Below are 23,566 nucleotides of genomic sequence, written 5' to 3'. Positions count from 1 at the left end.
GCTTCTGGACGGTCGCCGCCAGCGGCAGCCGGATCCCGTCCGCGACCTGCTCCTGGGTCTGGGCGCGGGGGAGACGGGTGCGCGCGGCGCCGGGGTGACCGATCATGGCGGCATGTCCGCGCACCCGCACGACGCCCTGCCGATCCGGCTCAACGTCGACGACAGCGACTCCCCCTCCGACGTCGTCGACGCGCTGTTCCTCGGCCGCTTCGCGACGGGCGAGCAGCCGTACTCGCACGCCGCCAACATCGACCGCGTACGCTCCGGCGCGACCCTGCTGCCCGCGAACGCGCGGGTGCTGCGGACCGCCCGGGACGACGACCGCAGCGCCACCCTGGCCGAGGGCGAGGGCTGGACGCTGCTGGTCTCCCGCTGGAGCCGGGGCGCCGACGTCACGGTCACCGCGACCAGCGCCGACCTCGCCGCGAGGATCCTGGACGAGGCCACCGACGGCGCGGCCGACGAGCCCGAACCGCAGCCGGAGAACGTCACCATGGGCTTCTGGTACGTCTCCCCGCGCCGCGGCCCGCACCGCACCACCCGGCAGATCTCGGCGGGCGCCTGGGAGGAGATCCGGCCCAACTACACGGCGCCGGTGGCGGACGCGATGGACCGTCTGATGAGGACCACCCCCGAGGACGTCTCGGGCCGGCTGCTCCTGCTGCACGGCCCGCCGGGCACCGGCAAGACCTCCGCGCTGCGCACGCTGGCCCGGTCCTGGCGGGACTGGTGCCAGGTGGACTGCGTGCTGGACCCCGAGCGGCTGTTCGGCGACGTCGGTTATCTGATGGACATCGCGATCGGCGAGGAGGACGCGACGGGCAGGAGCCGCTGGCGGCTGCTGCTCCTGGAGGACTGCGACGAGCTGATCCGCGGCGAGGCCAAGCACACCGCGGGCCAGGCCCTGTCCCGGCTGCTGAACCTGACGGACGGTCTGCTCGGCCAGGGCCGCAACGTCCTGGTCGGGGTCACCACCAACGAGGACCTGGAGCGCCTGCACCCGGCCGTGGTCCGCCCCGGCCGCTGTCTCGCCCGGATCGAGGTGGGCCGGCTGACCCGTGCCGAGGCGGTGGACTGGCTGGGCACGGAGGAGGGCGTCGGCCGCGAGGGCGCGACCCTGGCCGAGCTCTACGCCCTGCGCCGGGGTGCCTCCCCCACGTCCCTGCCGGAACCCCGCGGGAACGCGGACGCGGGCCTGTACCTGTAGCCGCGAGGACCGGCACAGGGGTGACGGCACAGCCGGCGATCACCCGTAGGCCGCACGCAGCGCGTCCCGGACGGCAGCCAGTGCCTCCTCCTCACCGAGCCCCAGGCGCCGCGCCCGCGAGGCGAAATCCTGCGCGGCGGACGCCACCTCCCGCTCCGCCGCCCCCGCCGCGGCGATCAGCGTCCCGTTGCGCCCCCGCGTCTCGATCACCCCGTCCGCCTCCAGCGCCCGGTACGCCTTGGCCACCGTGTTCGCGGCGAGCCCGAGCGTCTCGGCCAGCCCCCGCACCGTCGGCAGCCGGTACCCCACGGGCAGCGCCCCCGACCGTGCCTGCTCGGAGATCTGCGCCCGCACCTGCTCGTACGGGGGCGCGCCGTCGTCGATGTGGATCCTCAAGGTCACCGACCGATTGTCCCGCACCGCCCGGGAGAGCCGCACCCGCGGAAAATGGGAGGCGCCCCGGGCGCGTCCCCCGTAGCGTGCGCCCCCATGACCCCCACCGTCCGCGATCTTCGCCCCGACGCCCGCGCCGACCTCGAGGGCTTCGCCCGCGTCCGGCACGCCGCCCTGCCGTTCTTCCTCGTCACCCCGGACTCCCTGGCCCACGACCTGAACCGCATGCACCCCGACGCCCACTACCGTCCCCTGGTCGCGGTGGCCGACGGCGAGGTGATCGGCACGGCGCAGGTGCACCTGACCCACGAGAGCTCCGAGCCGGGCCAGGGCCACCTCAACGTGTACGTCCACCCCGGGCACACCCGCCGGGGCGCCGGGACGCTGCTGGTGCGCGCCGGCGAGGAGCACCTGGCCGCGCACGGGGCGACCAGGCTCTTCTCCTGGGTGCTGGACGAGCCGGGCAACCGCGCCTTCGCCGAGGCGCACGGCTACCGGGCGGGCCGCTCCGCCCACTTCCTGCGCCTGGACCTGGTCAGCGGCGCCCTCCCGCCGTTGCAGGACCCGCCGCCGGGCGTGGAGCTGCGCCCGGGCTCGGACTTCGCCGACGACCCGCGCCCGCTGTTCGAGCTGGACGCGGAGACGACGGCGGACGAGCCCAGTGACGTGGACCACCAGTTCACCGACTACGAGGCCTGGCTGGAGGAGACCTGGCGGCACCCGCTGCTCAGCCCCGAGCTGACCACGGTGGCACTGGTCGACGGCCGCCCCGCCGCCTTCTCCGCGGCGCGCACGGACGGCGGCACCCGGTACGCCACGGTCATGACCGGCACCGCCCGCGCCCACCGGGGCCGGGGGCTGGCCAAGCTCGCCAAGAACGACTCCCTGCACCGGGCCCGCGCGGCCGGGTACACGGAGGCGTTCACGGGCAACGACACCGGGAACGGGCCGATGCTCGCGATCAACAAGTGGTTCGGTTACGAGATCTGCGCCACGGAGGTGCGGTATGTCCGCGCGCTCGGCTGACGGAGCGGCGCCGGTGGAGGTCGTCCTCGTCAAGGCGGGACGGACGAAGATCCGCTATCCGTCCGAACTGCTCGCCGACGACGGCGTCCGGGTCAGCGTGCGCGCCCCCTGGGCGGGTGACGGCGTGCGCGACTTCGGCTTCGTCCGCTTCGAACCGGGTGACGTCTTCACGGAGCACTACTGGCGCGACCGGTGGTACTCGGTGAAGGAGGTGCGCACCGCCGACGGCACCCTCAAGGGCCACTACTGCGACATCACCCGCCCGGCGGAGTTCTCCGGCGGGCGGCTGGTCGTCGAGGACCTCGACCTGGACCTGTGGGTCTCCGCGGACGGCGCGGACGTGCGGCGGCTGGACGAGGACGAGTTCGCGGCGAGCGGTCTGCTCACCACGGATCCCGGGGCGGCCGCCGCCGCGGTGGCCGCCCTCGACGAGCTGGACGCCCGGGCCCGCGGGGGCGGGCTCGGCACGCTGCTCGCCTGAGGAGCCGGGTCGGTCCGGGACCGCGGCCACCGCGTACCGCTCGTCGTCCACGTCCCCGCCTCCCGCCCCCGCGGCGCGCCGTCCCCGGACAGCCGCCCCGCCCGGGCCGCGCGGCCCGTGGTCCGGCTCCTCGTCGAAGGCGGCGGCCCGCGCGTCCCGGTCGACACCGTCCGCACCGGTCCCGTCACCGTCGTGGAAGGTCACGGCTCCGGGGTGACACCTGCCACGGACGATCGATTCGTGACAGCGGCCACAGACAGAAGGGGACCGATGAGGAACTCTCCCCCGAAAGGTCTACCTCCGTGAGAACGCGGAACCCGGTGGGCCCCGAAGGAGGCAGCCATGCGCCGTGTCACCGTGCAGAAGCCCCCGAGGAAGACGGACGCCCGCAGGGGCCGCGAGGAGGCCGAGGAGCGCCCCGCGGGACGACCCGAGGTCCGCAAGGACATCGCCCGCACCTGGTGGCCCGACGGCTGACCGTCCGGCAGCTACCTGATCCCAGCCTGAGCACTCCCTTAACGCGGCCATAAGGATCCCCCTCCGGGGCCTTGGGCAGGCGATTTCGCTGGTCCGGGGGGCTAGTTTCTGAGCCACCCCACGGGATTCACCCCACCCCGGTCCAGTGATCGCTGTCGAGGAGTTGCCGCCCCATGCCCGCACGCCGCAAGGTCGCCGTCGCCACCGCCGTCGGCCTCGTCCCGCTCGCCCTGACCGGACTGTCCGCCGCCCCGGCGTCCGCGCACGGCTCCATGGGCGACCCGGTGAGCCGGGTCGCCCAGTGCTACGCCGAGGGCCCGGAGAGCCCGCGGTCGGCGGCGTGCAGGGCGGCGGTCGCGGCCGGCGGCACCCAGGCGCTGTACGACTGGAACGGCATCCGCATCGGCGACGCCGGCGGGCGCCATCGGGAGCTCATCCCCGACGGCGAGCTGTGCAGCGCGGGCAACGAGGCGTTCAAGGGGCTCGACCTGGCCCGCGCCGACTGGCCGGCGACGAGCGTGAGCAGCGGCTCGTACACCTTCCGGTACCGCGTGACCGCCCCGCACAAGGGGACCTTCACGGTGTACATCACCAAGCCCGGCTACGACCCGTCGCAGCCCCTGGCCTGGGAGGACCTGGACCTGGCGAACCCGGTGGCGACCTCCACCGACCCGGCCGCCTCGGGCGGCTTCTACACCTTCACCGGCACCCTTCCCGAGCGCTCCGGCACGCAGCTGCTGTACGCGGTCTGGCAGCGGTCGGACAGCCCGGAGGCGTTCTACTCCTGCTCGGACGTCTCCTTCGGCGGCGGCGCGGCCCAGGCCGGCGGCGGTGGGACCGCCGGGTCCGATCCGGGCGGCGCGCCCGCGGAGGCCGCCGCCCCGGCGCCGACCGCCTCCGCCCCGTCCGAGGAGCAGATCGAGGACGGTGCCGACAGGTCGACCGTCGAGAACCACGGGCACGGCGACGACGACCCCGGCACGTCGGCGGAGCCGGCCGCGGCGGACGGCTCCGCCGCCCCCGGGGCCGGGGCCGGGGCCGACGGCACCACCGCGAACCGGCCGAAGGCCGCGGGGGCGGGCCGGAACCTCGCGGAGACCGGCGGTGACGGCAGCACCCCGTATCTGATGGCCGGCGGCGCCGCGGCGCTGGCGCTCGGCTCGGCGGCGCTGTTCGCCTCCGCGCGGCGGCGCACGGCGACCGGGCGGCACGGTCGCTGAAGGTGACCCGGGGCCCCGTCCGGCGGCTCAGGCCGGACGGGGCCCCGGCGCGCGCGTGCGCGGGGACACGTGTCAGCCGACCACGGAGGCGCAGGTGGTGGGCTCGGCGTGGGCCGGGTCGAGGGCGTTGGCCACCTCGTGGAAGACGACCCGGTCGAACAGTGCGATCGCCAGGTGCTCGGACAGGTCCAGCGGGCACAGGTCCTGGAGCAGGACGTTGCGCACGTTCGGCCCGGTCAGGTACTGGCTGCGGTAGGGCGTGACGACCTCGTCGTACCGGGTGGCGATCACGGTGTAGCGGACGCCGGGCACGGTGTCGCCGCCCGCGTTGAGCGCGGCGAGGAAGTCGGAGCCGGCGACCTGGTCGGCGAGGGCGGGGGTGGAGCCGTCCAGCAGGTCCTCCGCGCCGGGGAAGTACGGCAGCAGCCGGGTGAGGCCGCCCAGCGTGGTGCCGTGGTTGCTGGGCGCGATGCCGACCAGGGCGTTCACCTCGTCGGCTCCGCCGAGGAACGTGAGGTAGTGGCGCGGCATCATGCCGCCCTGGGAGTGGCCGACGATGTCGGTCTCGGCGGCGCCGGTCGCGGCGAGCACCCGGTCGACGTAGGCGTCGAGCTGTTCGGCGGACTCCTCGACGGGGCCGAGGCCGTGGAAGAGGGGGACGCCGGGGAGCTGCCCGTAGTCGAGGGAGAAGACGCAGTAGCCGCGGTGCTTCAGATAGGGCGCGAGGCCCAGCCAGTTGTCGACGGAGTTACCGAAGGTGCCGTGGACCAGGACGACGGGGCGGGGATGGGCGGCGGACGGCCTGCAGGACCAGTCGTTCCAGCCCGAGCGGGGCGCGGCGGCGTGGGCGGCGGTGGGGAGGGTGAGGCCCGCGGCCAGCAGCAGCGCGGCGAGGGGGCCGATCACTCGCTTCCAGGGCAGCATCGCGTGATCTCCTTGCGGTACGGGGGAAGGGTGGGGTCCTTACGCCCTGTGATCCGGATCACGAGGATGCTGTTCACCCGTCAAGTTACGGGCGAGTAGCAAAGCAGGGAAGTCGCGCGCCGGTAAAGACTTCCGGCACCGACCGGCGGCGCACCCGCACGTGACGCGGCGTCACCACACGGGGCGGATCGGCCCGTCGGGCGCGATGCGCAGCAGCTTCCGCGCCAGCTCGCGCACCTCCGCCTCCCCCAGCACCTCGCCCCAGGCCCGTACGGCCTCCGCCGCCGCCTCGTCGGCCGCCCGGGTGCAGGCCCGTCCCGCCTCGGTCAGCACGACCAGCCGGGCCCGCGCGTCCTCGGGGTGCGGGCGCCGCTCGGCGTACCCCTTGCGCACCAGTTCGTCGACGAGCTGGCTCGCGGCCTGCTTGGTCACTCCGAGGTGGACCGCGAGGTCGGTGACCGTCGCGCCGTCCGGGACGAGCCGGGTGAAGGCGAAGCCGTGCGCGGGCCGCATCCCCTCGAAGCCGCGGGCGACCACCCCGTCGTGGATGCGCCGGGTGAGCTCGCCGGCGGCGGCGAGCAGGGCGGCGGACAGGGCGGCGGCCTCGGAGTTCTGCACGGGGAGATTCAAGCACCTTGACGAAACGGTCAAGCTGCTTGACCATATGGTCAATCCACTTGACCATCCGAGGAGACCGTCATGCCCGTCGTCCGCCCGTCCGACGCCGTCGTCCACGAGATGCACGGCGCCCGCTTCCTCTCGTACGCCGCCCCTTCGAGCGGCAGCGAGGAGCTGTGCGCCTGGCGGGGCGAGATTCCCGCCGGCACCAGGGCGCCCGCGCACGCCGTCAACCGGGAGGAGGTCTTCCACCTGCTCGCCGGAGAACTGCTGATCACCCTCGACGGCACCGCCCACCGGGTCACCGCAGGCGACACGGTGGTCGTCAACCCCGGCGCGACCCTCGCCGTCGAGAACCCGACCACCGAGGTCGCCGTCTCCTGGGTCACCACCTCCCACGGCCTGGAGGCGACCCTGACCGACGGCACGCGCATCGTGCCGCCGTGGGCCCGCTGAGACCGGCACGGCGCCCGCGGACACGCGTACGGCCCGCCCCCTGCGCGCGGAGGGGGCGGGCCGTCGTACGGGGCGGGTTCAGCCGATCCGGGTGCCGGTCGCCGAGAGGGCCTCCGTCACCGGCTGGAAGAAGGTCGTACCGCCCGAGGTGCAGTCGCCGCTGCCGCCGGAGGTGAGGCCGACCGCCTTGTCGCCGGAGAAGAGCGAGCCGCCGCTGTCGCCGGGCTCGGCGCAGACCGTGGTCTGGATCAGGCCGTTGACGACGTCGCCGTTGCCGTAGTTCACGGTGGCGTCCAGACCGGTGACCGTGCCGGAGTGCACCTGGGTCGTGGAGCCGCTGCGGGTGACCCGCATGCCGACGGTGGCCTCGGCGGCGCCGGAGATCGGCTGCGTGGAGCCGTCGTAGAGGTTCACCTCGCTCGGGTGGGCCACGTCGGCGGTGTACTTGACCAGGCCGTAGTCGTCGCCCGGGAAGCTGGAGTCCGCGTTCTCGCCGATCACCTCGCCCGAGGAGTCCGACCAGGTGGAGATCCCCTCGGTGCAGTGCCCGGCGGTGAGGAAGTGCGGCTCGCCGCCCTTGGTCACGTTGAAGCCGAGCGAGCAGCGTCCGCCGTTGCCGGTGATGGCGTCGCCGCCCGCCGCGAAGGGCCTGTACTCGCCCTCGGTGCGCTGCAGTTCGGCCTTGGCGCCCAGCCCGTCGACGACCTTCGTCAGCTTGGCCCACTCGGCCCCGGAGACCGTGCGGTCCGCGGTGACGACGACCTTGTTGGTGGTCGGGTCGGTCACCCAGGCGGTGCCCGGGATGGTGGCGTCCTGCTCGAGGGTGGCGCGCGCGCTCTTCAGCTCGGCGAGGGAGTTCGCCACGACTCTCGCCCTGGCGCCGGCCGACTCGACGGTCTCGGCCGCCGCCTCGTCGAGCACGTTCACCACGAGGGACTTGCTCTTCGCGTCGTAGTACGTTCCCGCGGCGTCGGCGCCCAGGTCCCGGGCGAGCGTCGAGGCGAGCTTTCCGGCCGCTCCGGCCGAGAGGGTCCGGGGCGCGGAGTCCGCCGGGACCTCGCTGGCGTTCGCAGTCTGGAAGGTGACCGCGCCGGCGGCCAGTGCGGCGATGCCCGCACCCGCCACGGCCACACGTCGCCGGGGTATGCGTCGGTGCTTCAACTCACGTCCTCCTGTGGGGGGCCGGCCCGGGAGATTGTGGGGACCTCACCGGACCGGAAGGTGCACGGCCACGGGGTCGGCGTACGAGAAAAGCCACGCCCGTGCCGGTCGAACGGCGCCCACTCTTCCGAACCCCGCGGGGAGCACACAAGGTCGACTTCCGGACGCGCGCACGGCAACGGCCGTCCGTCCCCTATGTCCTGACAGATCATGGACACGCGGGACGGTTCGCACTGCAAACGCTACGGGGGAGTAACCGAGGGTGCGGTCCACGGGGGACGGGCGTGGCTTGAATTCGCCCCTCGTGGCTCGGATCCGCTCCGCCGGCGGCCCGTGCCCGGACAAGGGCGAGCCCCCGCACGGCGGTCGCGTGCGGGGGCTCGTGGTGCTGCCGGCTGCGAGGGGATCCACGGGACCGGTGGTGCCGGCCGGTCCCGGTGGGCCGCTCTAGTAGACGCTGACCCCGTAGGCGCTCAGGGCCTCCGTCACCGGCTGGAAGAACGTCGTACCGCCGGAGGAGCAGTTGCCGCTGCCGCCGGAGGTCAGACCGTACGCGGTGCCGTTGCTGCCGTAGAGCGCGCCGCCGGAGTCACCGGGCTCGGCGCAGACCGTGGTCTGGATGAGGCCGGAGACGACGTCGCCGCCGCCGTAGTTGACGGTGGCGTTCAGGGCGGTGACCCGGCCGCTGTGGGTGCCGGTGGTGGAACCGTCGCGGATGACGGTGGTGCCCACGCTCGGGGTGGCCGCGCGGGTGATGTCCACGCCGTTCGCGGTGCCGGGCCGGCTGACGGACCCGGTGTACCGGACGATGCCGTAGTCGTTGCCCGGGAAGCTGGAGCCGGCCGTCGTGCCGATGGCCGTGGTGCGCCCGGAGTTGGAGTACCAGGTGCCCGCGCCGTCGGTGCAGTGACCGGCGGTCAGGAAGTACTCGACGCCACTGCTGTTGCGGACGTTGAAGCCGAGGGAGCAGCGCCAGCTGCTCGCGTAGATGGCGTCGCCGCCCTGGATGAGCTTGGTGATCTTGCCCGGGGTGCGCTTGACGGTGATCGCGCCGGCCTCGTCCCCGGCCTGCCGCTTGATCTTGTCGATCTCGGCCTGGGAGACGGTGCTGTCCACGGTCAGGAGCACCCGGTTGGTCTTGCTGTCGACGGCCCAGGCGGTGCCCGGGACGTCGGCCTTCAGCACCGAGCCGCTGACGCTCTTGAGTTCGGCGGAGCTGAAGGCGGTGGGGGTGTCGGACGCGTTCGCGCTGGGGACCGCGATCGCTGCGGCGGCCACGAGGCCGGTGGATACGGCGATCAGCCGAGTCCGTCTCGAGATGCCGCTGCGGGGGGTGGTGCGCTTGATCCTCACTTCTCGTTCCTCCACAAAGGAAGTAGGGGGCCCTCGTGGGGTTGTGGGCCCGGTGAGGCGCAGCCAGGGAGTCGGGCGCCCGGATTCCGAACACGCCGTGCCCCTGACAAGCGCTGTGGGCGAGTATTCGGCCGACCGACCGTTCGGCGCAAGGGTGCCTTTTGGCCGTCAACCTTTGAACCATCTAGGAGTTTTGGTCCGCCCGTGCGATCGCGTTACCCGTGGTCACACCCACGCCACGGCAGGCCGAACAGCCGTGCGGTGTCCGGAATTCGCCCTTCCGGACACCGCACGGCCCGGTCAGCAGTCACAGCCGCAGCCGTCGCAGCAGCCGTCCTCCCCACAGCAGTTGCAGCACTCGCAGCAGTTGCAGCAGTCGCCGCACCCACTGCAGTCGCAGTTGGCGCAGGGCCCCTGCTTGGGTTCGCGGGTCCAGGGGTCCTCGTAGGTGCCGCAGCACAGTTGGCAGGTGCAGGCGAGTCCCAGCCACACGGCGCAGCCGGCCAGCAGCCCGCGCCGGTCGCGGCGCGGCGGCTCGGGGGGCAGTGGACCGCCGGGGGTGCCGGGGGGCGCGTAGGGGCCGGCTCCGTGGGCACAGGAGACCGTACCGAAGGCACGACGGACGGAGTTGGGCAGTTCATGGACGAGCAGCCGGTGCGCGAGACCCCCGTCGGTGAACTCCACCTCGCGCAGCGCGAGCCGGATGCCGTGCACCGCGTCGTCGGCGAGCCGGCGGGCCTCCTCCAGCGGGGTCCCGGTGGCGGTGAGCGGGTTCCAGGCGCCCGACGCGGCGTCGGCCTCCCGGTCCTCCACGGCGTCCAGCAGGTGCGCGAGGCGCCCGAAGAGGCGCCCGGCCTCCGCGAGCGGTACGGCGTTGCCCGGGCGGCCGGCGAGCACCGCGGTGTGCGCGAAGGCGGCGGCCGTCGCGGTCTCGGTCGGCTCGGTGACGGCGAGGAGCGGGGTGCCGGGCCCGGCGAGGGCCTCGACGCCGGCCTGCCGGTCCACGGCGTCGAGCAGGACGGCGGTGTCGAATCCGAGGTCCGAACCGGTCCGCGCCCCCGCCTGGTCCCAGCGCGCCGCCACCCGGCGCGCGGCGAGCGCGACCGGCCGCCGCGCCAGCATCCCGTCGCCGTCGGCGACGTGGTCGCGCACCTTGGCGGAGGCCAGCACGAGGGAGACGGCCGCCGCGAGCCGCGCGCCCTCGCCGTGGGCGACGGACGCGGTGCGCATGCCGCGCAGCGGGCACGGCCCCGCGGTGCGCCGTCCCGCGCCGGCGCCCACGGACTGAGCCTCCGTCAGCACCGATATGAGGAGTCCGTCGTAGTTGGTGACGATCCGCGCGAACTGCCCGTGGTCCCCGCGCAGCGCGAGGCACAGCCCGCACAGATGGGCCGTCCACTGGGCGGTGAGCTTCTCCCCGAGCCGGTGCCGACACGGCCTGACCATTCCGAACACGCTGTTCCCCCGTGCGCTTGTACGACGCTGAGCGGCGGCATCGTATCGGTCCCGGTCTTCACCCGTACGCGCCCTTCCTCACCCGTACGCCGGGAAGAATCATATTTCACTCCCAGTCAGCAGCCGTTTGCGCCAGGACCCTTGGGAAACCAGGACTCTCGACGGATCAGCTGTGCACCAGTACCGTCACAAACCCCCCGCGCGGCGTCTATCCACTTGGCGCGACGTCCGCATCATGGACGACCATAGGGATGCGGAAAGACGAGAAAGACCGCTGTGAGAGGAGGCGTCCATGGGATCGGTACGCAAGGCGAGTGCCTGGCTTGGCCTCGTCGACGACAACGAAGACGAGCGTTATTACGACGACGACTACTCCGACGGGACCGAGCCCGGCGAGGCCTGGGTCACCGATCCGCGGGTCAGGGTGGCCGCGGACGTCGCCGAGGAGAGGGGCCGCCGGATCGGCACGGTCACCCCGGACAGCTTCCGGGACGCCCGCGCCATCGGCGAGCTGTTCCGCGAGGGCGTCCCCGTCATCATGAACCTCACGGCCATGGACGCCGGTGACGCCAAGCGCGTCGTCGACTTCGCCGCGGGCCTGATCTTCGGTCTGCGCGGCTCCATCGAGCGGGTGTCGAACCGGGTGTTCCTGCTCAGCCCGGCCGACACCGAGGTCGTCAGCGGTGATCCGGCCGCGCACCGGTCGGACGGCTTCTTCAACCAGAGCTGAGGCGGGGCCGCACACCGGTCCCGCCTCCCCGGAGGCTCACCGGAAGGCGTCGAGTCCGGTGAGCGCCTTGCCCAGCACGAGCTGGTGCATCTCCACGGTGCCCTCGTAGGTGAGCACCGATTCCAGATTGGTCGCGTGCCGCATCACCGGGTACTCGAGCGAGATCCCGTTGGCGCCGAGGACCGTGCGGGCCGTACGGCAGATGTCGATGGCCTCGCGGACGTTGTTGAGCTTGCCGAAGCTGACCTGCTCGGGACGCAGGCGGCCGGCGTCCATGCGCCGTCCCAGGTGGTGGGCGAGCAGGATCCCCTTGTGCAGTTCGACCGCCATGTCGGCGAGCTTGGCCTGGGTCAGCTGGAAACCCCCGATGGGCCGGCCGAACTGCTCCCGCGACGTCGCGTAGTCGACCGCCGCCTCGAAGGAGCTCCGCGCGGCCCCCATCGCGCCCCAGACGATCCCGTACCGGGCGTGCGAGAGGCAGCTGAGCGGACCCTTGAGACCGGTCACCCCGGGCAGGACGGCGTCGGCGGGCAGCCGTACGTCGTCCATGACCAGCTCGCTGGTGACGGAGGCGCGCAGGGACCACTTGTGCTTGATCTCCGGCGCCGAGAAACCGGCGCTGTCGGTGGGCACGGCGAAGCCGCGGATCCCCTCCTCGGTCTGCGCCCACACCACGGCCACCCCGGCCACGGAGCCGTTGGTGATCCACATCTTGCGTCCGTTGAGCACCCAGTCGGTGCCGTCCTTCTTGGCGTACGTGCGCATCGAGGCGGGGTCGGAGCCGTGGTCGGGTTCGGTGAGCCCGAAGCAGCCGATGAGCTCGCCGGAGGCCATCCGCGGCAGCCACCGCCGCTTCTGCTCCTCGCTGCCGAAGCGGTGGAGGGCGTACATGGCGAGCGATCCCTGCACGGAGACCAGGGAGCGGATCCCGGAGTCGGCCGCCTCCAGCTCCAGACAGGCGAGCCCGTACTGCACGGCGCTCGCGCCCGCGCAGCCGTACCCCTCGAGGGACATGCCGAGCGCGCCGAGCGCGCCGAGTTCCCGGGCCAGCTCCCGGACGCCGGGCAGCTCCCCCTTCTCGTACCAGTCGGCGACGTACGGCAGCACGCGGTCGGCCGCCCAGGCGCGCACGGTGTCCCGGACGGCCAGGTCCTCCGGCTCCAGCAGGTCGTCGAGACCGAGGGGGTCGGCGGGGTCGAAGGGGGGCAGCTTCGCGGACGCGGACATGGGGCATCCTCCGGGGCGGGTCCGGGACATCGACCAGCGGTGCCGGTCACGGCTCGGGGCGACGTTACGACGCGGTCTCCCGCACGTCCACCCTGGCCGGGGCGGGGTACGGCTCACGCCTTCAGCTCGGGGACCCGGCGCCCGGTGGCCTCCCGCGGCGCGGGCACCTCCACGACCGGGGGCTCGCACTGCATGGTCCGGGGCAGTCTGAGCGCCATCGCCGCGCCGAGCAGCAGCAGACCCGCGCTCACCAGCAGCGTCACGTGCAGCCCGTGCACGAAGGAGTGGCGCGCCGCGTCGCGCAGGGCGGCCCCGGCGGGCCCGCCGAGCCGGTCGGCCACCTCGTAGGCCTCCCCCAGCGAGTGCGAGGCCGCCGAGGAAGCCGTCGCGGGCACCCCGGGTATGCCGGCGAGACCGGGCGCATAGGCCGCGTTCATCACACTGCCGAGGAGGGCGATCCCGATGCCGGCGCCCAGCTGGTAGGAGGTCTCGCCGATCGCCGCCGCCCCGCCGGCCCGGTCCGCCGGAGCCTCGCTGAGCATCGACTCGTAGGCCCCGAACAGGGTGGTCTCCAGACCGAAGCCGAGCAGGACGAAACCGGTCAGCAGCAGCGGCCAGTCGTCCTGTGCGCCCATCGCGGTCAGGACCACCACCGCGGCGGCCGTCAGGCAGAACCCCGAGCAGACCATGCGGCGCGGTCCGCACCGGCGCAGCATCCGCGCGCCCGCCAGGCCGGCCGCCATCGCCGCGATCGTCAGCGGCAGCAGGCGCAGCCCGGTCTCCAGCGGGGAGAGTCCGAGGACGAGCTGGAGGTACTGGGCCGCGATCAGCTCGAGGCCCACCAGGGCGAGCATCGCCAGCACGATGCACCCCACCGACGTGCTGAACGCCGGCCGGGCGAACATCCTCAGGTCGACCAGCGGATGCGCCCGGCGCCGCTGCCTGCGCACGAAGGCGGCCAGCAGTCCGGCGCCCACGAGCAGCGGCAGCACGGTCCCCGCACCGGCGACGGAGCCGCCGCCGAGCCGCTTCACACCGAGGACCAGCGCGAACAGCCCGGCGGCGGCCATCAGCGCACCGGCCACGTCCCAGGGGCCGTCGCCGTCCCCCTTCGACTCGGGCAGCAGGAGCCGCCCGACCGGGAGGCTGACCAGCATCAGCGGGATGTTGACCAGGAACACCGAGCCCCACCAGAAGTGCTCCAGCAGGAAGCCGCCGAGCAGCGGGCCGACCGCCGCGCCCACGGCGGCGACCGCGCTCCAGATCCCGATGGCCAGGGCCCGCTCGCGCCGGTCCGGGAAGACCTGGCGCAGCAGCGACAGCGTCGCCGGCATGATCATCGCGCCGCCGACGCCGAGCAGCGCCCGCGCCGCGATCAGCACCTGGGCGTCGTCCGCGAGGGCCGCCGCGCCGGAGGCGACGCCGAACAGGGCGTAGCCGAGCAGCAGGACGCGTCTGCGGCCGACCCGGTCGCCCAGGGTGCCGAAGAGGATCAGCAGCGAGGCGCAGACCAGGGGGTAGGAGTCGACGATCCAGAGCAGTTCCACCGCGCCGGGCCTGAGGTCCTCCGTGACGGCGGGGACCGCCACGTGCAGCACGGTGGCGTCGACGGCGACCAGCAGCAGGCTGACGCAGAGGACGACGAGCACCACCCAGCGGTTGGCACCGGCCCCGGCCGCCCTACGGCGCAGCGCGGCGGCCGTGGTCGTCCCGGACATGTACGTACCTCCCAGATGTTCCCTCGCGCTCGGCGGGCTCACGGGGGCGGGGATTCCCCCGTGACTCGGCCGGGGAGGAGCGGTGGTCCCCGGCCCGCGCAGCGAACGGCGAGTGACACGCAGGGTACGCGAGTGGGAGCCGGGATCGAGTGGCGGGCCTCTCACAGTCCCGGCGGATCGGTGTGGCGTACACCACTCCCCCGTCGGGGCCCCGCGTCCGCCGGGCGGGCGGGTTCCGCGGCGGGTCGATAATCGGGCGCGTGAACGATCTCGACGTGCGCGTCGCCCCGGCGCGGCCCGGAGCACTGCGCCGGGCCGCGCCGGCGCTCCTCGGGTACGCCGCCGTGCGTGCCCTGGGCCTGGTCGTGCTGGCCCTGTGGAGCGAGGCGCGCGGCAAGGACGCGTACACCCTGCTGACCGCCCGCTGGGACGCGCTCTGGTACACGGGGGTCGCCGAGTCCGGGTACGGCCACGAGGTGCGGCTGCCGGGCGGGGAGGTCCACTCCGACCTGGCGTTCTTCCCGCTGCTGCCGTGGCTGGAGCGGCTGGTGGCGGCGGTGTCCCCGCTGTCGTACGCCGACGGGGGCTTCGTGGTGAGCCTGTTCGCCTCGCTCGCGGCGGCCTGGGGGATCTTCGCGGTGGCCGACCACGTGCACGGGCGCCGGGCCGCGGTGTGCGCGGTGCTGCTGTGGGCGGTGCTGCCGGTCGGGATCGTGCAGTCGATGGCGTACAGCGAGTCCCTGTTCACCGCGCTCGCCGCGTGGTCGCTGTACGCCGTGCTGACGGGGCGCTGGGTGGCGGCGGGCGTGCTGGCGGGCCTGGCGGGGCTGACCCGCCCGGTGGGGCTGGCGGTGGTCGCGGCGGTGTGGGCGGCGGGCACCGCCTCGTTCCTGCGGGACCGGGGCGCGGCGCGGGACCGGGCGTCGACCGTGCGGGACCGCACCTCTTTCGCGCGGGACCGCAGCGCGGTGCCGGTGGACGGCGCGCGGGCCGGGGAACGCGCCGGCGCTTCCGTGACCGCCCGGCGCGTCTCGGTATTGGAGAGCGCCCACCGCATTCCGGGTGCACCCGGAATGCGCCTGCGCCGGGCGCTCGGCATGCTCCTCGCGCCCCTGGGAACCGCCGGTTACGTCCTGTGGGTCGGGCGGCGGACCGGAGACGGGCCGCTGGGATACCTCGACGTGCAGGCCGGCTGGCGGAACGGCTTCGACGGGGGCTACGCCTTCGCCCGTTTCGTCGCCGGGAGGTTCTCCTCGCTCCCGTCCGTCCCGGCGGGGCTCGGGCTGCTGATCGGCGTCGGACTCGTGGTGGGGCTGTACGCCCTCTGCGTGCGGCGGCGCCAGCCGCTCCCCCTGCTGGTGTACGCCGGGGTCGTCACCGCGCTCGCCCTGTGCGCGTCGAGCTACTTCGGCTCCAAGCCGCGGCTGCTGCTGCCCGCCTTCCCCCTGCTGCTGCCCCTCGCCCCGGCCCTGGCCCGGGCCCGCACGTCCAGGTCCGCGCTGGTCGTGGGGGTTCTCGCGGCGGCCTCGGCGGTGTACGGGGCCCTCTGGCTGAACGGCTCCGGTCCGCCCTGACCCGCCCGTACGGCCGGTGAGCGCCGGGGAAATTCCACGCCAGCCCCCGGTGAACGAATTCAAAAACGCGATAAAGCCCCGTCCCGGAATGATCAAAGGAATTGAAGTCCGCAGCAACCGGGGTTCGGGGATTCGCCGGAAATAGAGGCCCGCCTGAGAGGAATGCCACATCACATCGTCATCACAAAGAGGCTGATTCGGCAGGGTCCCGCACTCACTCGCTGTAACGTCGATTGGGTGCGTACCGAACGGAAGCCCACCCGTCTGGACCGGGTGTTCGCGAGGCTGGATCGTGAGCCGGAACGACCGGCCCACATCGGCGTGCCGCGAATGAGCCGGCACCGGGTGGTGCTGTTCGGCGCCACCCTGGCCTTCTATCTGGCGATCGTGTGGGCCGTGCTGATCACCTCCTGGCTGGTCCGGCTGGACTGGCAGGTGATGTTCTTCCGCCCCTACCAGCAGTGGTCCGAGATCCACGCCTTCGTCGACTACTACGTGGTGCTCGGCCAGCGCGGTCCGACCGCCGTGATGGTGGCGGCCTGGCTGGGCTGGCGCTCCTGGCGGCAGCACACCCTGCGCCCGCTGCTCGCCCTCGGCGTCTCCCTGCTGCTGCTCAACGTCACCGTGGGGGCCGCGAAGTACGGCATGGGGCGCCTCGGACCGCACTACGCGACCGAGATCGGCTCGAACGAGATGTGGCTCGGCGGCGACATATTTCCCAGCGGCCACACCGCCAACGCCGTGGTGACCTGGGGAATCCTGGCCTATCTGGCCTCCACCCCGAGGGCCCGCCGCTGGCTGTCCGCGTTGTCGGCCGTGACCTCGCTCGGTGTGGGGCTGTCCACCGTCTACATCGGGACGCACTGGCTGAGCGACGTGCTCCTGGGCTGGGTCGCCGGCCTGCTGATCCTGCTGGCACTGCCCTGGTTCGAGCCGACGATCGCCCGCGCGGAGGCGCGGATCCTCGCCCTGCGCGCCCGCCGGCGGACGCGTGGGGGAGGCACCGCGGCGGCCGGTCCGCTCGGGCGGCCCGTCGTGCTCGAGCCGCTCGCCGACCGCGCGGAGACGGCTCCCGAGCCGGTTCCGGCGGGGCGCCCGGCCCCCCGGTCGCCCGCCTATCTGGCGCCGGGGCCGCACACGACGCGCGCGGAGCGCTCCCCCGTCACCCCGGCGGGCAGCCGCCGCCCGCCGCACCCGGAGCGCCACCCGCGCGGTACGACGTCGGTGACGCGCCCCTGACGGACGGCACGGCGTCCGGCACCCGACACCACGGCCCCGGTCCCGGCACGGGACCGGGGCCGCCGTCGTGCGTCACCCCTTCCAGGCCCGCGCCACCAGACCGTTCCTGACCTCGAAGTTCAGTCGGCCCACGCGGTACTCCATGCTGATGATCGTCCCCGGCGGCAGCGCCCGCACCGTCGACCAGCCGCGCTCGCGCGCGAGGCGCTCGGCCCGGTCCGCGGCGAGGCCGACGTAGGCGTCCGGACTGTCGTGGGGTTCCGTGGAAGGTGTCGGAATGGGTGCCATACGGTCACGCTATGCCCTGACCCGGGAGCGGGGAAGCCGGAACCGGGAACACCCGTCCGGATCCCCCGGCGGTCACACTTCTGTCACAGGATCACGACAGACGTCCGGGACGCCGAGCGTCACCCGAACGGGCGATCCGATACGTCTTCCCCGGGCATTCGAACGTAATTCCCGCGTGTCACACCGCGGCCGCGATTGGCTCCGGCGGAAAGTGCCGGGAGAAGCGCTTCCGGGACTCCATTCCTTTTCCGCCGCCGCGCACGACCGCACGAGCCGCACGCACAGAAAACACGCGTTTTCATCACATGATCCGCCACGTCCTCCGTCGGAGGCCCGCAGGGGCGAGCGTCATGGCGTGGACCCGGAGTACAGGTGGCGCGGGCTCCCGGCGGGGCCCGGCGCGCGAGAGGCGAAGGGATGAGCGATGGGGACGCGGACCGTCCAGGCGGCGGCACGACCGGCGCGCCGGCAGCGGCGCGGACGGCTGGTGATCGACTGGCTGACCACCACCGACCACAAGAGGATCGGCCACCTCTACCTGATCACGTCGTTCGTGTTCTTCCTGGTCGCCGGCGTGATGGCGCTGCTGATGCGCGCCGAACTGGCCCGGCCCGGTCTGCAGCTCGTCGACAACCAGCAGTTCAACCAGATGTTCACCCTGCACGGCACGATCATGCTGCTGCTGTTCGCCACGCCCAGCTTCGCGGGGTTCGCCAACGAGCTGATGCCGCTGCAGATCGGGGCGCCCGACGTGGCCTTCCCGCGGCTGAACATGCTCTCGTACTGGCTGTTCCTCTTCGGCGGGCTGATCGTGCTCGGTTCGCTGCTGGTGACCGGGGGCCCGGCCGCCTTCGGCTGGTTCGCCTACGCGCCGCTGAACAGCATGGAGCACTCCCCCGGCCTCGGCCCGGACCTGTGGATCATGGGTCTGGCGCTGTCCGGTTTCGGCACCATCCTCGGCGCGGTCAACTTCATCACCACCATCGTCGGGATGCGCGCCCCCGGGATGACGATGTTCCGGATGCCGCTGTTCACCTGGAACACGCTGTTCACGTCGATCCTGATCCTGCTGGCGTTCCCGGTGCTGGCGGCGGCGCTGCTGGTGCTGGAGGCGGACCGGCGGTTCGGCTCACAGGTCTTCGAGGCCGCGGGCGGCGGGGCGCTGCTGTGGCAGCACCTGTTCTGGTTCTTCGGCCATCCCGAGGTCTACATCATCGCGCTGCCGTTCTTCGGCATCGTCACGGAGATCATCCCGGTCTTCAGCCGCAAGCCGCTGTTCGGCTACCTGACACTGGTGGGCGCCACCATGGCCATCACCGGCCTGTCCGTGGTGGTGTGGGCGCACCACATGTTCGCCACCGGCGCGGTCCTGCTGCCCTTCTTCTCCTTCATGAGCTTCCTGATCGCGGTGCCGACGGGCGTGAAGTTCTTCAACTGGACCGGCACCATGATCAAGGGCTCGCTGTCCTTCGAGACGCCCATGCTGTGGGCCACCGGGTTCCTGGTGTCGTTCCTGTTCGGCGGTCTGACCGGGGTGCTGCTGGCCTCGCCGCCGCTGGACTTCCACGTGACGGACTCGTACTTCGTCGTCGCGCACTTCCACTACGTGGTCTTCGGCACCGTCGTCTTCGCGACCTTCGCCGGGTTCTACTTCTGGTGGCCCAAGTTCACCGGGAGGATGCTCGACGAACGCCTCGGCAGGATCCAGTTCTGGACGCTGTTCGTGGGCTTCCACACCACGTTCCTGGTGCAGCACTGGCTGGGCGCCGAGGGCATGCCGCGCCGCTACGCCGACTACCTGGCGGCGGACGGCTTCACCGCGCTGAACACCGTCTCGACCATCGGCGCCTTCCTGCTCGGCGTGTCCACCCTGCCGTTCCTCTACAACGTCTGGAGGACCGCCAGGTACGGCCGGAGGGTCGGGGTCGACGACCCCTGGGGCTTCGGGCGCTCCCTGGAGTGGGCGACCTCGTGTCCGCCGCCCCGGCACAACTTCGCGACCCTGCCCCGGATCCGCTCGGAGTCGCCGGCGTTCGACATGAACCACCCGGAGCACGCGGCCGTGACGCCCCAGCCCGAGCCGAAGGGGGAGCAGGCGCGCTGACCGTGCCGGACGGCCGTCCGGCACGGTCGTCAGGGCTCGTAGGCCAGGTGCGGCACCTCGAAGCAGGTGCGGTTCATGTCGCCCTGCGACACCCAGCCCTCGCCGTCCCGCCAGCGGGCCACGGACAGACAGGCCCTGCTGTCCCCCGGCGGCTCGGGGGACGGCGTGAACGAGACGGGCAGCAGGAGCCCGCCCGCGGTGTGGTCCCGGGCGCCCGCGACGCGGGCGTCGACGCAGGCGCGGGTGATGCCGGTACGGGCGCAGGAGGCGGCCGCGTCGGTGAACCAGCGGGCGGCGGCCCAGCCCTCCAGCTGCCACTGGGAGTGCGTCCTCAGGTCCGCGGTGGCCTCCCGGAAGGCGCGCACGGCGGGATGGCCGGTGTCCTCGTGGTTGCGGCTGGAGCCGGTCGCCCACAGGGCGTTGCGGCAGCGCGGGGCGTCCTCGTAGTCCTCGGCGACGGTGGACGTCCAGTTCTGCACGTTGGTGACCTTGGCGGTGACCCGTGCGCCGACCTCGTCCATGGCCTGGCACAGACGGGCGTTGCCGTGGTCGTCGACGGCGTCGAAGACCAGGTCGGCGCCCTGCTGCTTCAGGTCGGCGGCCACCGCGCGGAAGTTGGGCAGCGCGAAGTCGACCTGCTCGGTGACGACCTTGTAGCCCTCGGCCCTCAGCCCGCGTTCGACGAGCCGGGCGTAGGCGGCCGACGCGGACTGGTTGTAGGAGACGACGGCGGCGGTGCGGGCGCCGTGCTCGCGCTTGAAGTAGCGGTAGACCTCGGTGCCGCCGTACAGCTTGCCGTCCCAGCCGGGGGTGCCGTTCCTGGGTGCCCGGCTGCCGTGGATGCCGTAGAGGTGCGGGTAGGTGTCGTAGGCGGCGCCGAGGGGCTGGCCGCCGATGTCGGGGACGCCCGCCCGGGAGACGCGGGGGGCGCCCGCGTAGTCCAGGGCGGTGGTGGCGACCAGGGCGACGACCTTCTCCTCGTCGATCAGCCGGTGCACGCACTCGTTGTTGCCCACGCCGCTGCCGCCGTCGTCGCACAGCCGCACCTCGACGCGCCGGCCGTCGATGCCGCCGCGCGCGTTGAGCCGGTCGAACCAGGCCGTCGCGCCGTCGCGCGGTCCGGTGAGGGCGCCGCCGCCGACCGGGCCGGTGGCACCGGCGATGATGCCGACGCGGATCGGCCCGCCGGTGCCCCGGGCGGTCGTGGGCGGGCGGTCCCGGTGCTCGACGTCGCTCTCCGGCAGACGGCTGCCGCAGGCCGCGGTCAGGGCGAGGAGCAGGGCCGCGGCGAGTGCCTCAGCAGCCCGGGATGTCCGGGGGCGATTCATCGCCGCTCAACCGCACCAGCGCGCACAGGGACTTGACGGACACCTTCCAGGTGCCGTCGTCGTCGACGGCGACGCCGGAGGCGTCCGGGAGGACGGTGGCGCCCCTGAGGGACAGGGAGAACGTCACGTCCGCCTCGGTCGGTGAGGTGAAGGCGACGTCGGTGACCTTCGCCTGTACCTGTCCGGCGCGGTTGTCACCGCTGAACGCCTCGAGCACCGGGCCCAGCAGTTCGCCGTTCTGCAGGAGCTGCTTCTTCTCCTCCACGGGGGTTTGGGGGTCGAAGAACTTCTCCCAGTTCTGCCGGATCTCCTTCTCGGCCGCTTCGCGGTCCGCCGGCCCGCTGGCCTGGGCGCTCGTCGTGCGGTCCGCCGACGGGGTGCCGCCGTCGCCGCCGTCGCCACCGCCGCACGCCGCGAGGCCCGGCGCCAGGACCAGGAACAGGGCGGCGGCCAGCGCCGTGCCCCGCCCCGCCGCCCGGGGGCCGCGCCCGGGCCCCGTGTTCCCCCGCCCGAGGTCACTGCCGAGAACCATCTGGCTCACCAATCGGGTGTCGGTCCGGACCGTGTGCGCCCGGTGCTTTCAGGGTCGGCTCCCGGGGGGCATAGTGCAAACTATGCGGACTGCCCGACTCCGGATCGCGCACCCCGTCCTCTGGGCGGGCTGGGCCGCCCTCGCCGCCGGCGCGGTGCTGTGCGTCATCGGCTGGTACGGCGTGTCGGGTGAGCGCCACGCCGCACGGCAGCTGCCCTATCTGGCCTCCGGCAGCATCCCCGGAGCCGCGCTGATCGTGGCCGGGGCGGTGCTGCTCGCCCACGGCCGGGGCGCGCTCGCCGCCACGCGCGTGGAGGAGCTGCACCGCCTGCTGGTCGCCGCCGGGACCGCCGGCGGCGACGAGCCGGGACGGCCGGCCGGCGGGCCGGTCGCGGTCGGCCGGGAGATGCTGATGGTGCCGGGCGGGACGCTGTGGCACCGCGCGGACTGCCCCCTGGTGGCGGGGAGGACGGAGGCGGTGCCGGTGGACACCGGGCTGGTCGCGAGCGGGGGGCTGGGGCCCTGCCCGGTCTGCGAGCCGGTCGACGGGACCGGCTGACGCCCCGCCGATGTCCTCGCTGACGTACGACCTCACGCTGGCCGGTCTGTCGGTGGGCTCCGCGGCTGCGCTCACCGGGATCGGTCTGATCGTGACGTACCGGGCGACCGGGGTGCTGAACTTCGCGCACGGCGCGATCGCGATGGTGTGCGCGTACGTGCTGCGCGACCTGGTGGTCGACCGGGGCTGGCCGCTGGGATGGGCCGCCGCGCTGACGCTGCTGGTGGTGGCCCCGGGGATCGGGGTGGTGCTGGAGCGGTCGGTGTTCCGGCCGCTGTCCGCCGAGGGAGGTGATCCGGCGCGGGCGCTGGTGGCGTCCCTCGGGGTGTTCGTGCTGCTGGTGGGCGGGGCGGCGGTGCTGTGGGGGCGGGGGGCGCGGGACGACGCCCCGGTACTGGTCCCGGCGGAGCCGTGGACGCAGCTGGCGGTGGTGACGGTGCTGGCCGTCGGCGTCGGGGCGGTGGTCCGCCGGACGCGGTTCGGGCGGGAGCTGCGGGCCGTCGTGGACGACCGCCGGCTGGCCGTGCTCACCGGGGTCGACGCGGACCGGGTGGCGGCGGTGGGCTGGGCGTTCGGCTCGTTCACGGCCGGTCTGACCGGGGTGCTGCTGGCGCCGTACGTACGGCTCGACCCGTACGGGCTGCCGCTGCTCGTCATGGAGGTGATGGCGGTCGCGGTCGCCGCGCGGATGCGCAGGCCGGCGGTGGCGGTGCTCGTCGCGCTCGCCGTCGGGGTGGCGCAGAGTCAGCTGACGCGGCTGCACCCGCCCGGGTGGGGCGAGCCGTTGCTGCAGGCGGTCGGCGCCAACCTCTTCGTCGTGGCGCTGCTGTGCGCCGCGCTGGTGCTGCCCGCCGTCGGCGCGCACGACGCGCTCCCGCGCACGGCCGCCGCCCGGGTGCCGTCCTCGCCGGGCGCCTGGCTCGCGGCCGGGGTGCTGTTCCTGCTGCCGCTGGGCTTCGCCGGGCGCGACCTGCACACGGCGGTGCAGGTGCCGGCGCTGGGCGTGGTGCTGCTGTCGCTGGTGGTCGTCACCGGCCGGGGCGGGCAGATCTCGCTCGGGCAGGCGGCGTACGCGGGTCTGGGCGCCCTGTTCACGGCCCTGCTGGCGGCCGGCCGCTTCCCCGGACTGCCCCGGCTGCCGGAGGCGGCCGCGCTGGCGGTGGCGGTCGTCCTGGTCGCCCCGTTGGGCGTGCTGGGCGGCCGGCCGGCGGTCGGCCGCCGGGGGCTCGCGCCGGCGCTGGCGACGTTCGCGGTGGGCGTCGGGGTGAGCCGCTTCGTCCTCGACCAGCCGTACGCCACGTCCGGACTGTCCCTGGACCGTCCGGCGGGCTTCGACGGCGACCGCGCGTACTACGTGCTGGAACTGGTCCTCCTGGGGTGCGCGCTGCTCGCGGTCCGGGCGCTGCGCCGGGGCCGCACGGGCCGTGCGCTGGCGGCGCTGCGGGACCACGAGGACGGGGCGCGGGCGGCGGGCGTGCGCGTGCCGTCGCTGACGC

The 23,566-nt window shown here is 73.6% G+C and carries 23 protein-coding genes; 12 read left to right on the top strand and 11 right to left on the bottom strand.

Features of this window, described 5'->3' with window-relative positions:
* The first annotated feature begins 112 nt into the window (after positions 1–112).
* On the top strand, positions 113–1,207 hold the full coding sequence (locus ABTY20_RS30835; RefSeq protein WP_352000433.1) for a DUF5925 domain-containing protein: 1,095 nt from the start codon (positions 113–115) through the stop codon (positions 1,205–1,207).
* A 39-nt stretch (positions 1,208–1,246) separates the two neighbouring features.
* On the opposite strand, the gene ABTY20_RS30830 is transcribed toward ABTY20_RS30835, so the two are convergent.
* Positions 1,247–1,609: a GntR family transcriptional regulator gene (locus ABTY20_RS30830; RefSeq protein ID WP_352000432.1), complete on the bottom strand. Its 363-nt coding sequence runs from the start codon at positions 1,607–1,609 to the stop codon at positions 1,247–1,249.
* An 87-nt stretch (positions 1,610–1,696) separates the two neighbouring features.
* On the opposite strand from ABTY20_RS30830, the gene ABTY20_RS30825 reads away from it, so the two are divergent.
* The 4 genes from ABTY20_RS30825 to ABTY20_RS30810 all read left to right on the top strand — a co-directional run bounded on the left by ABTY20_RS30825 (position 1,697) and on the right by ABTY20_RS30810 (position 4,804).
* Positions 1,697–2,626, top strand: a complete 930-nt coding sequence (locus tag ABTY20_RS30825; protein WP_352000431.1) for a GNAT family N-acetyltransferase — start codon at positions 1,697–1,699, stop codon at positions 2,624–2,626.
* Positions 2,607–3,107: a ribonuclease FAU-1 family protein gene (locus ABTY20_RS30820; protein WP_352000430.1), complete on the top strand. Its 501-nt coding sequence runs from the start codon at positions 2,607–2,609 to the stop codon at positions 3,105–3,107. Before ABTY20_RS30825 ends, ABTY20_RS30820 begins: the two co-directional genes overlap by 20 nt.
* 342 nt (positions 3,108–3,449) lie before the next feature.
* Positions 3,450–3,584: a hypothetical protein gene (locus tag ABTY20_RS30815; protein ID WP_352000429.1), complete on the top strand. Its 135-nt coding sequence runs from the start codon at positions 3,450–3,452 to the stop codon at positions 3,582–3,584.
* Positions 3,585–3,757: 173 nt separating this feature from the next.
* Positions 3,758–4,804: a lytic polysaccharide monooxygenase auxiliary activity family 9 protein gene (locus ABTY20_RS30810; RefSeq protein ID WP_352000428.1), complete on the top strand. Its 1,047-nt coding sequence runs from the start codon at positions 3,758–3,760 to the stop codon at positions 4,802–4,804.
* Positions 4,805–4,876: 72 nt separating this feature from the next.
* On the opposite strand, the gene ABTY20_RS30805 is transcribed toward ABTY20_RS30810, so the two are convergent.
* Both ABTY20_RS30805 and ABTY20_RS30800 read right to left on the bottom strand, forming a co-directional pair.
* A complete protein-coding gene (locus ABTY20_RS30805; protein ID WP_352000427.1) occupies positions 4,877–5,728 on the bottom strand; it encodes an esterase/lipase family protein in 852 nt (283 codons plus the stop codon).
* A 171-nt stretch (positions 5,729–5,899) separates the two neighbouring features.
* Complete coding sequence (locus ABTY20_RS30800; protein WP_352000426.1) at positions 5,900–6,346, bottom strand: MarR family winged helix-turn-helix transcriptional regulator; 447 nt, start codon at positions 6,344–6,346, stop codon at positions 5,900–5,902.
* An 81-nt stretch (positions 6,347–6,427) separates the two neighbouring features.
* Between ABTY20_RS30800 and ABTY20_RS30795 the strand changes: the two genes are divergently transcribed.
* The gene (locus ABTY20_RS30795; protein WP_352000425.1) at positions 6,428–6,802 is read left to right on the top strand and encodes a cupin domain-containing protein; all 375 of its coding nucleotides are present in this window, start codon (positions 6,428–6,430) and stop codon (positions 6,800–6,802) included.
* A gap of 78 nt (positions 6,803–6,880) precedes the next feature.
* Here ABTY20_RS30795 and ABTY20_RS30790 read toward each other — a convergent pair whose 3' ends face one another.
* From ABTY20_RS30790 to ABTY20_RS30780, 3 genes are all read right to left on the bottom strand, one after another.
* Positions 6,881–7,963, bottom strand: coding sequence for a S1 family peptidase (locus ABTY20_RS30790; protein WP_352000424.1), 1,083 nt, complete (start codon positions 7,961–7,963; stop codon positions 6,881–6,883).
* A 447-nt stretch (positions 7,964–8,410) separates the two neighbouring features.
* Positions 8,411–9,316 (bottom strand): S1 family peptidase, encoded by a 906-nt coding sequence (locus ABTY20_RS30785; RefSeq protein ID WP_352000423.1) that lies wholly within the window; start codon positions 9,314–9,316, stop codon positions 8,411–8,413.
* Between the two features lie 300 nt (positions 9,317–9,616).
* On the bottom strand, positions 9,617–10,771 hold the full coding sequence (locus ABTY20_RS30780) for a DUF5685 family protein (RefSeq protein WP_352000422.1): 1,155 nt from the start codon (positions 10,769–10,771) through the stop codon (positions 9,617–9,619).
* Positions 10,772–11,063: 292 nt separating this feature from the next.
* On the opposite strand from ABTY20_RS30780, the gene ABTY20_RS30775 reads away from it, so the two are divergent.
* Complete coding sequence (locus ABTY20_RS30775; protein ID WP_352000421.1) at positions 11,064–11,501, top strand: cell division protein SepF; 438 nt, start codon at positions 11,064–11,066, stop codon at positions 11,499–11,501.
* A 36-nt stretch (positions 11,502–11,537) separates the two neighbouring features.
* Here ABTY20_RS30775 and ABTY20_RS30770 read toward each other — a convergent pair whose 3' ends face one another.
* Complete coding sequence (locus ABTY20_RS30770) at positions 11,538–12,728, bottom strand: acyl-CoA dehydrogenase family protein (RefSeq protein WP_352000420.1); 1,191 nt, start codon at positions 12,726–12,728, stop codon at positions 11,538–11,540.
* A gap of 113 nt (positions 12,729–12,841) precedes the next feature.
* The gene (locus tag ABTY20_RS30765; protein WP_352000419.1) at positions 12,842–14,446 is read right to left on the bottom strand and encodes an MFS transporter; all 1,605 of its coding nucleotides are present in this window, start codon (positions 14,444–14,446) and stop codon (positions 12,842–12,844) included.
* Positions 14,447–14,706: 260 nt separating this feature from the next.
* Here ABTY20_RS30765 and ABTY20_RS30760 point away from each other — a divergent pair, with 260 nt between their 5' ends.
* Positions 14,707–16,020, top strand: a complete 1,314-nt coding sequence (locus ABTY20_RS30760) for a glycosyltransferase family 39 protein (RefSeq protein ID WP_352000418.1) — start codon at positions 14,707–14,709, stop codon at positions 16,018–16,020.
* Positions 16,021–16,257: 237 nt separating this feature from the next.
* Positions 16,258–17,259, top strand: coding sequence for a phosphatase PAP2 family protein (locus ABTY20_RS30755; RefSeq protein WP_352000417.1), 1,002 nt, complete (start codon positions 16,258–16,260; stop codon positions 17,257–17,259).
* A 72-nt stretch (positions 17,260–17,331) separates the two neighbouring features.
* On the opposite strand, the gene ABTY20_RS30750 is transcribed toward ABTY20_RS30755, so the two are convergent.
* On the bottom strand, positions 17,332–17,547 hold the full coding sequence (locus tag ABTY20_RS30750; RefSeq protein ID WP_352000416.1) for a proteinase inhibitor I78: 216 nt from the start codon (positions 17,545–17,547) through the stop codon (positions 17,332–17,334).
* A gap of 424 nt (positions 17,548–17,971) precedes the next feature.
* Between ABTY20_RS30750 and ctaD the strand changes: the two genes are divergently transcribed.
* Positions 17,972–19,651, top strand: coding sequence for an aa3-type cytochrome oxidase subunit I (ctaD, locus tag ABTY20_RS30745; RefSeq protein ID WP_352000415.1), 1,680 nt, complete (start codon positions 17,972–17,974; stop codon positions 19,649–19,651).
* 29 nt (positions 19,652–19,680) lie between these two features.
* Here the strand turns inward: ctaD and ABTY20_RS30740 are convergent, their stop codons facing one another.
* Both ABTY20_RS30740 and ABTY20_RS30735 read right to left on the bottom strand, forming a co-directional pair.
* Positions 19,681–20,979 (bottom strand): ABC transporter substrate-binding protein, encoded by a 1,299-nt coding sequence (locus tag ABTY20_RS30740; protein WP_352000414.1) that lies wholly within the window; start codon positions 20,977–20,979, stop codon positions 19,681–19,683.
* A complete protein-coding gene (locus ABTY20_RS30735; RefSeq protein ID WP_352000434.1) occupies positions 20,948–21,511 on the bottom strand; it encodes an MTB12 C-terminal domain-containing protein in 564 nt (187 codons plus the stop codon). Before ABTY20_RS30735 ends, ABTY20_RS30740 begins: the two co-directional genes overlap by 32 nt.
* An 82-nt stretch (positions 21,512–21,593) precedes the next feature.
* Here ABTY20_RS30735 and ABTY20_RS30730 point away from each other — a divergent pair, with 82 nt between their 5' ends.
* Both ABTY20_RS30730 and ABTY20_RS30725 read left to right on the top strand, forming a co-directional pair.
* A complete protein-coding gene (locus ABTY20_RS30730; RefSeq protein WP_352000413.1) occupies positions 21,594–22,070 on the top strand; it encodes a hypothetical protein in 477 nt (158 codons plus the stop codon).
* Between the two features lie 10 nt (positions 22,071–22,080).
* Positions 22,081–23,566 (top strand): ABC transporter permease subunit (locus tag ABTY20_RS30725; protein WP_502991927.1); only part of this gene is annotated, 1,486 nt, incomplete at its 3' end.

The sequence above is a fragment of the Streptomyces sp. NPDC126497 genome, assembly GCF_040302425.1.
Lineage (GTDB): Bacteria > Actinomycetota > Actinomycetes > Streptomycetales > Streptomycetaceae > Streptomyces.
This window is presented reverse-complemented; position numbering and strand designations above follow the sequence as displayed.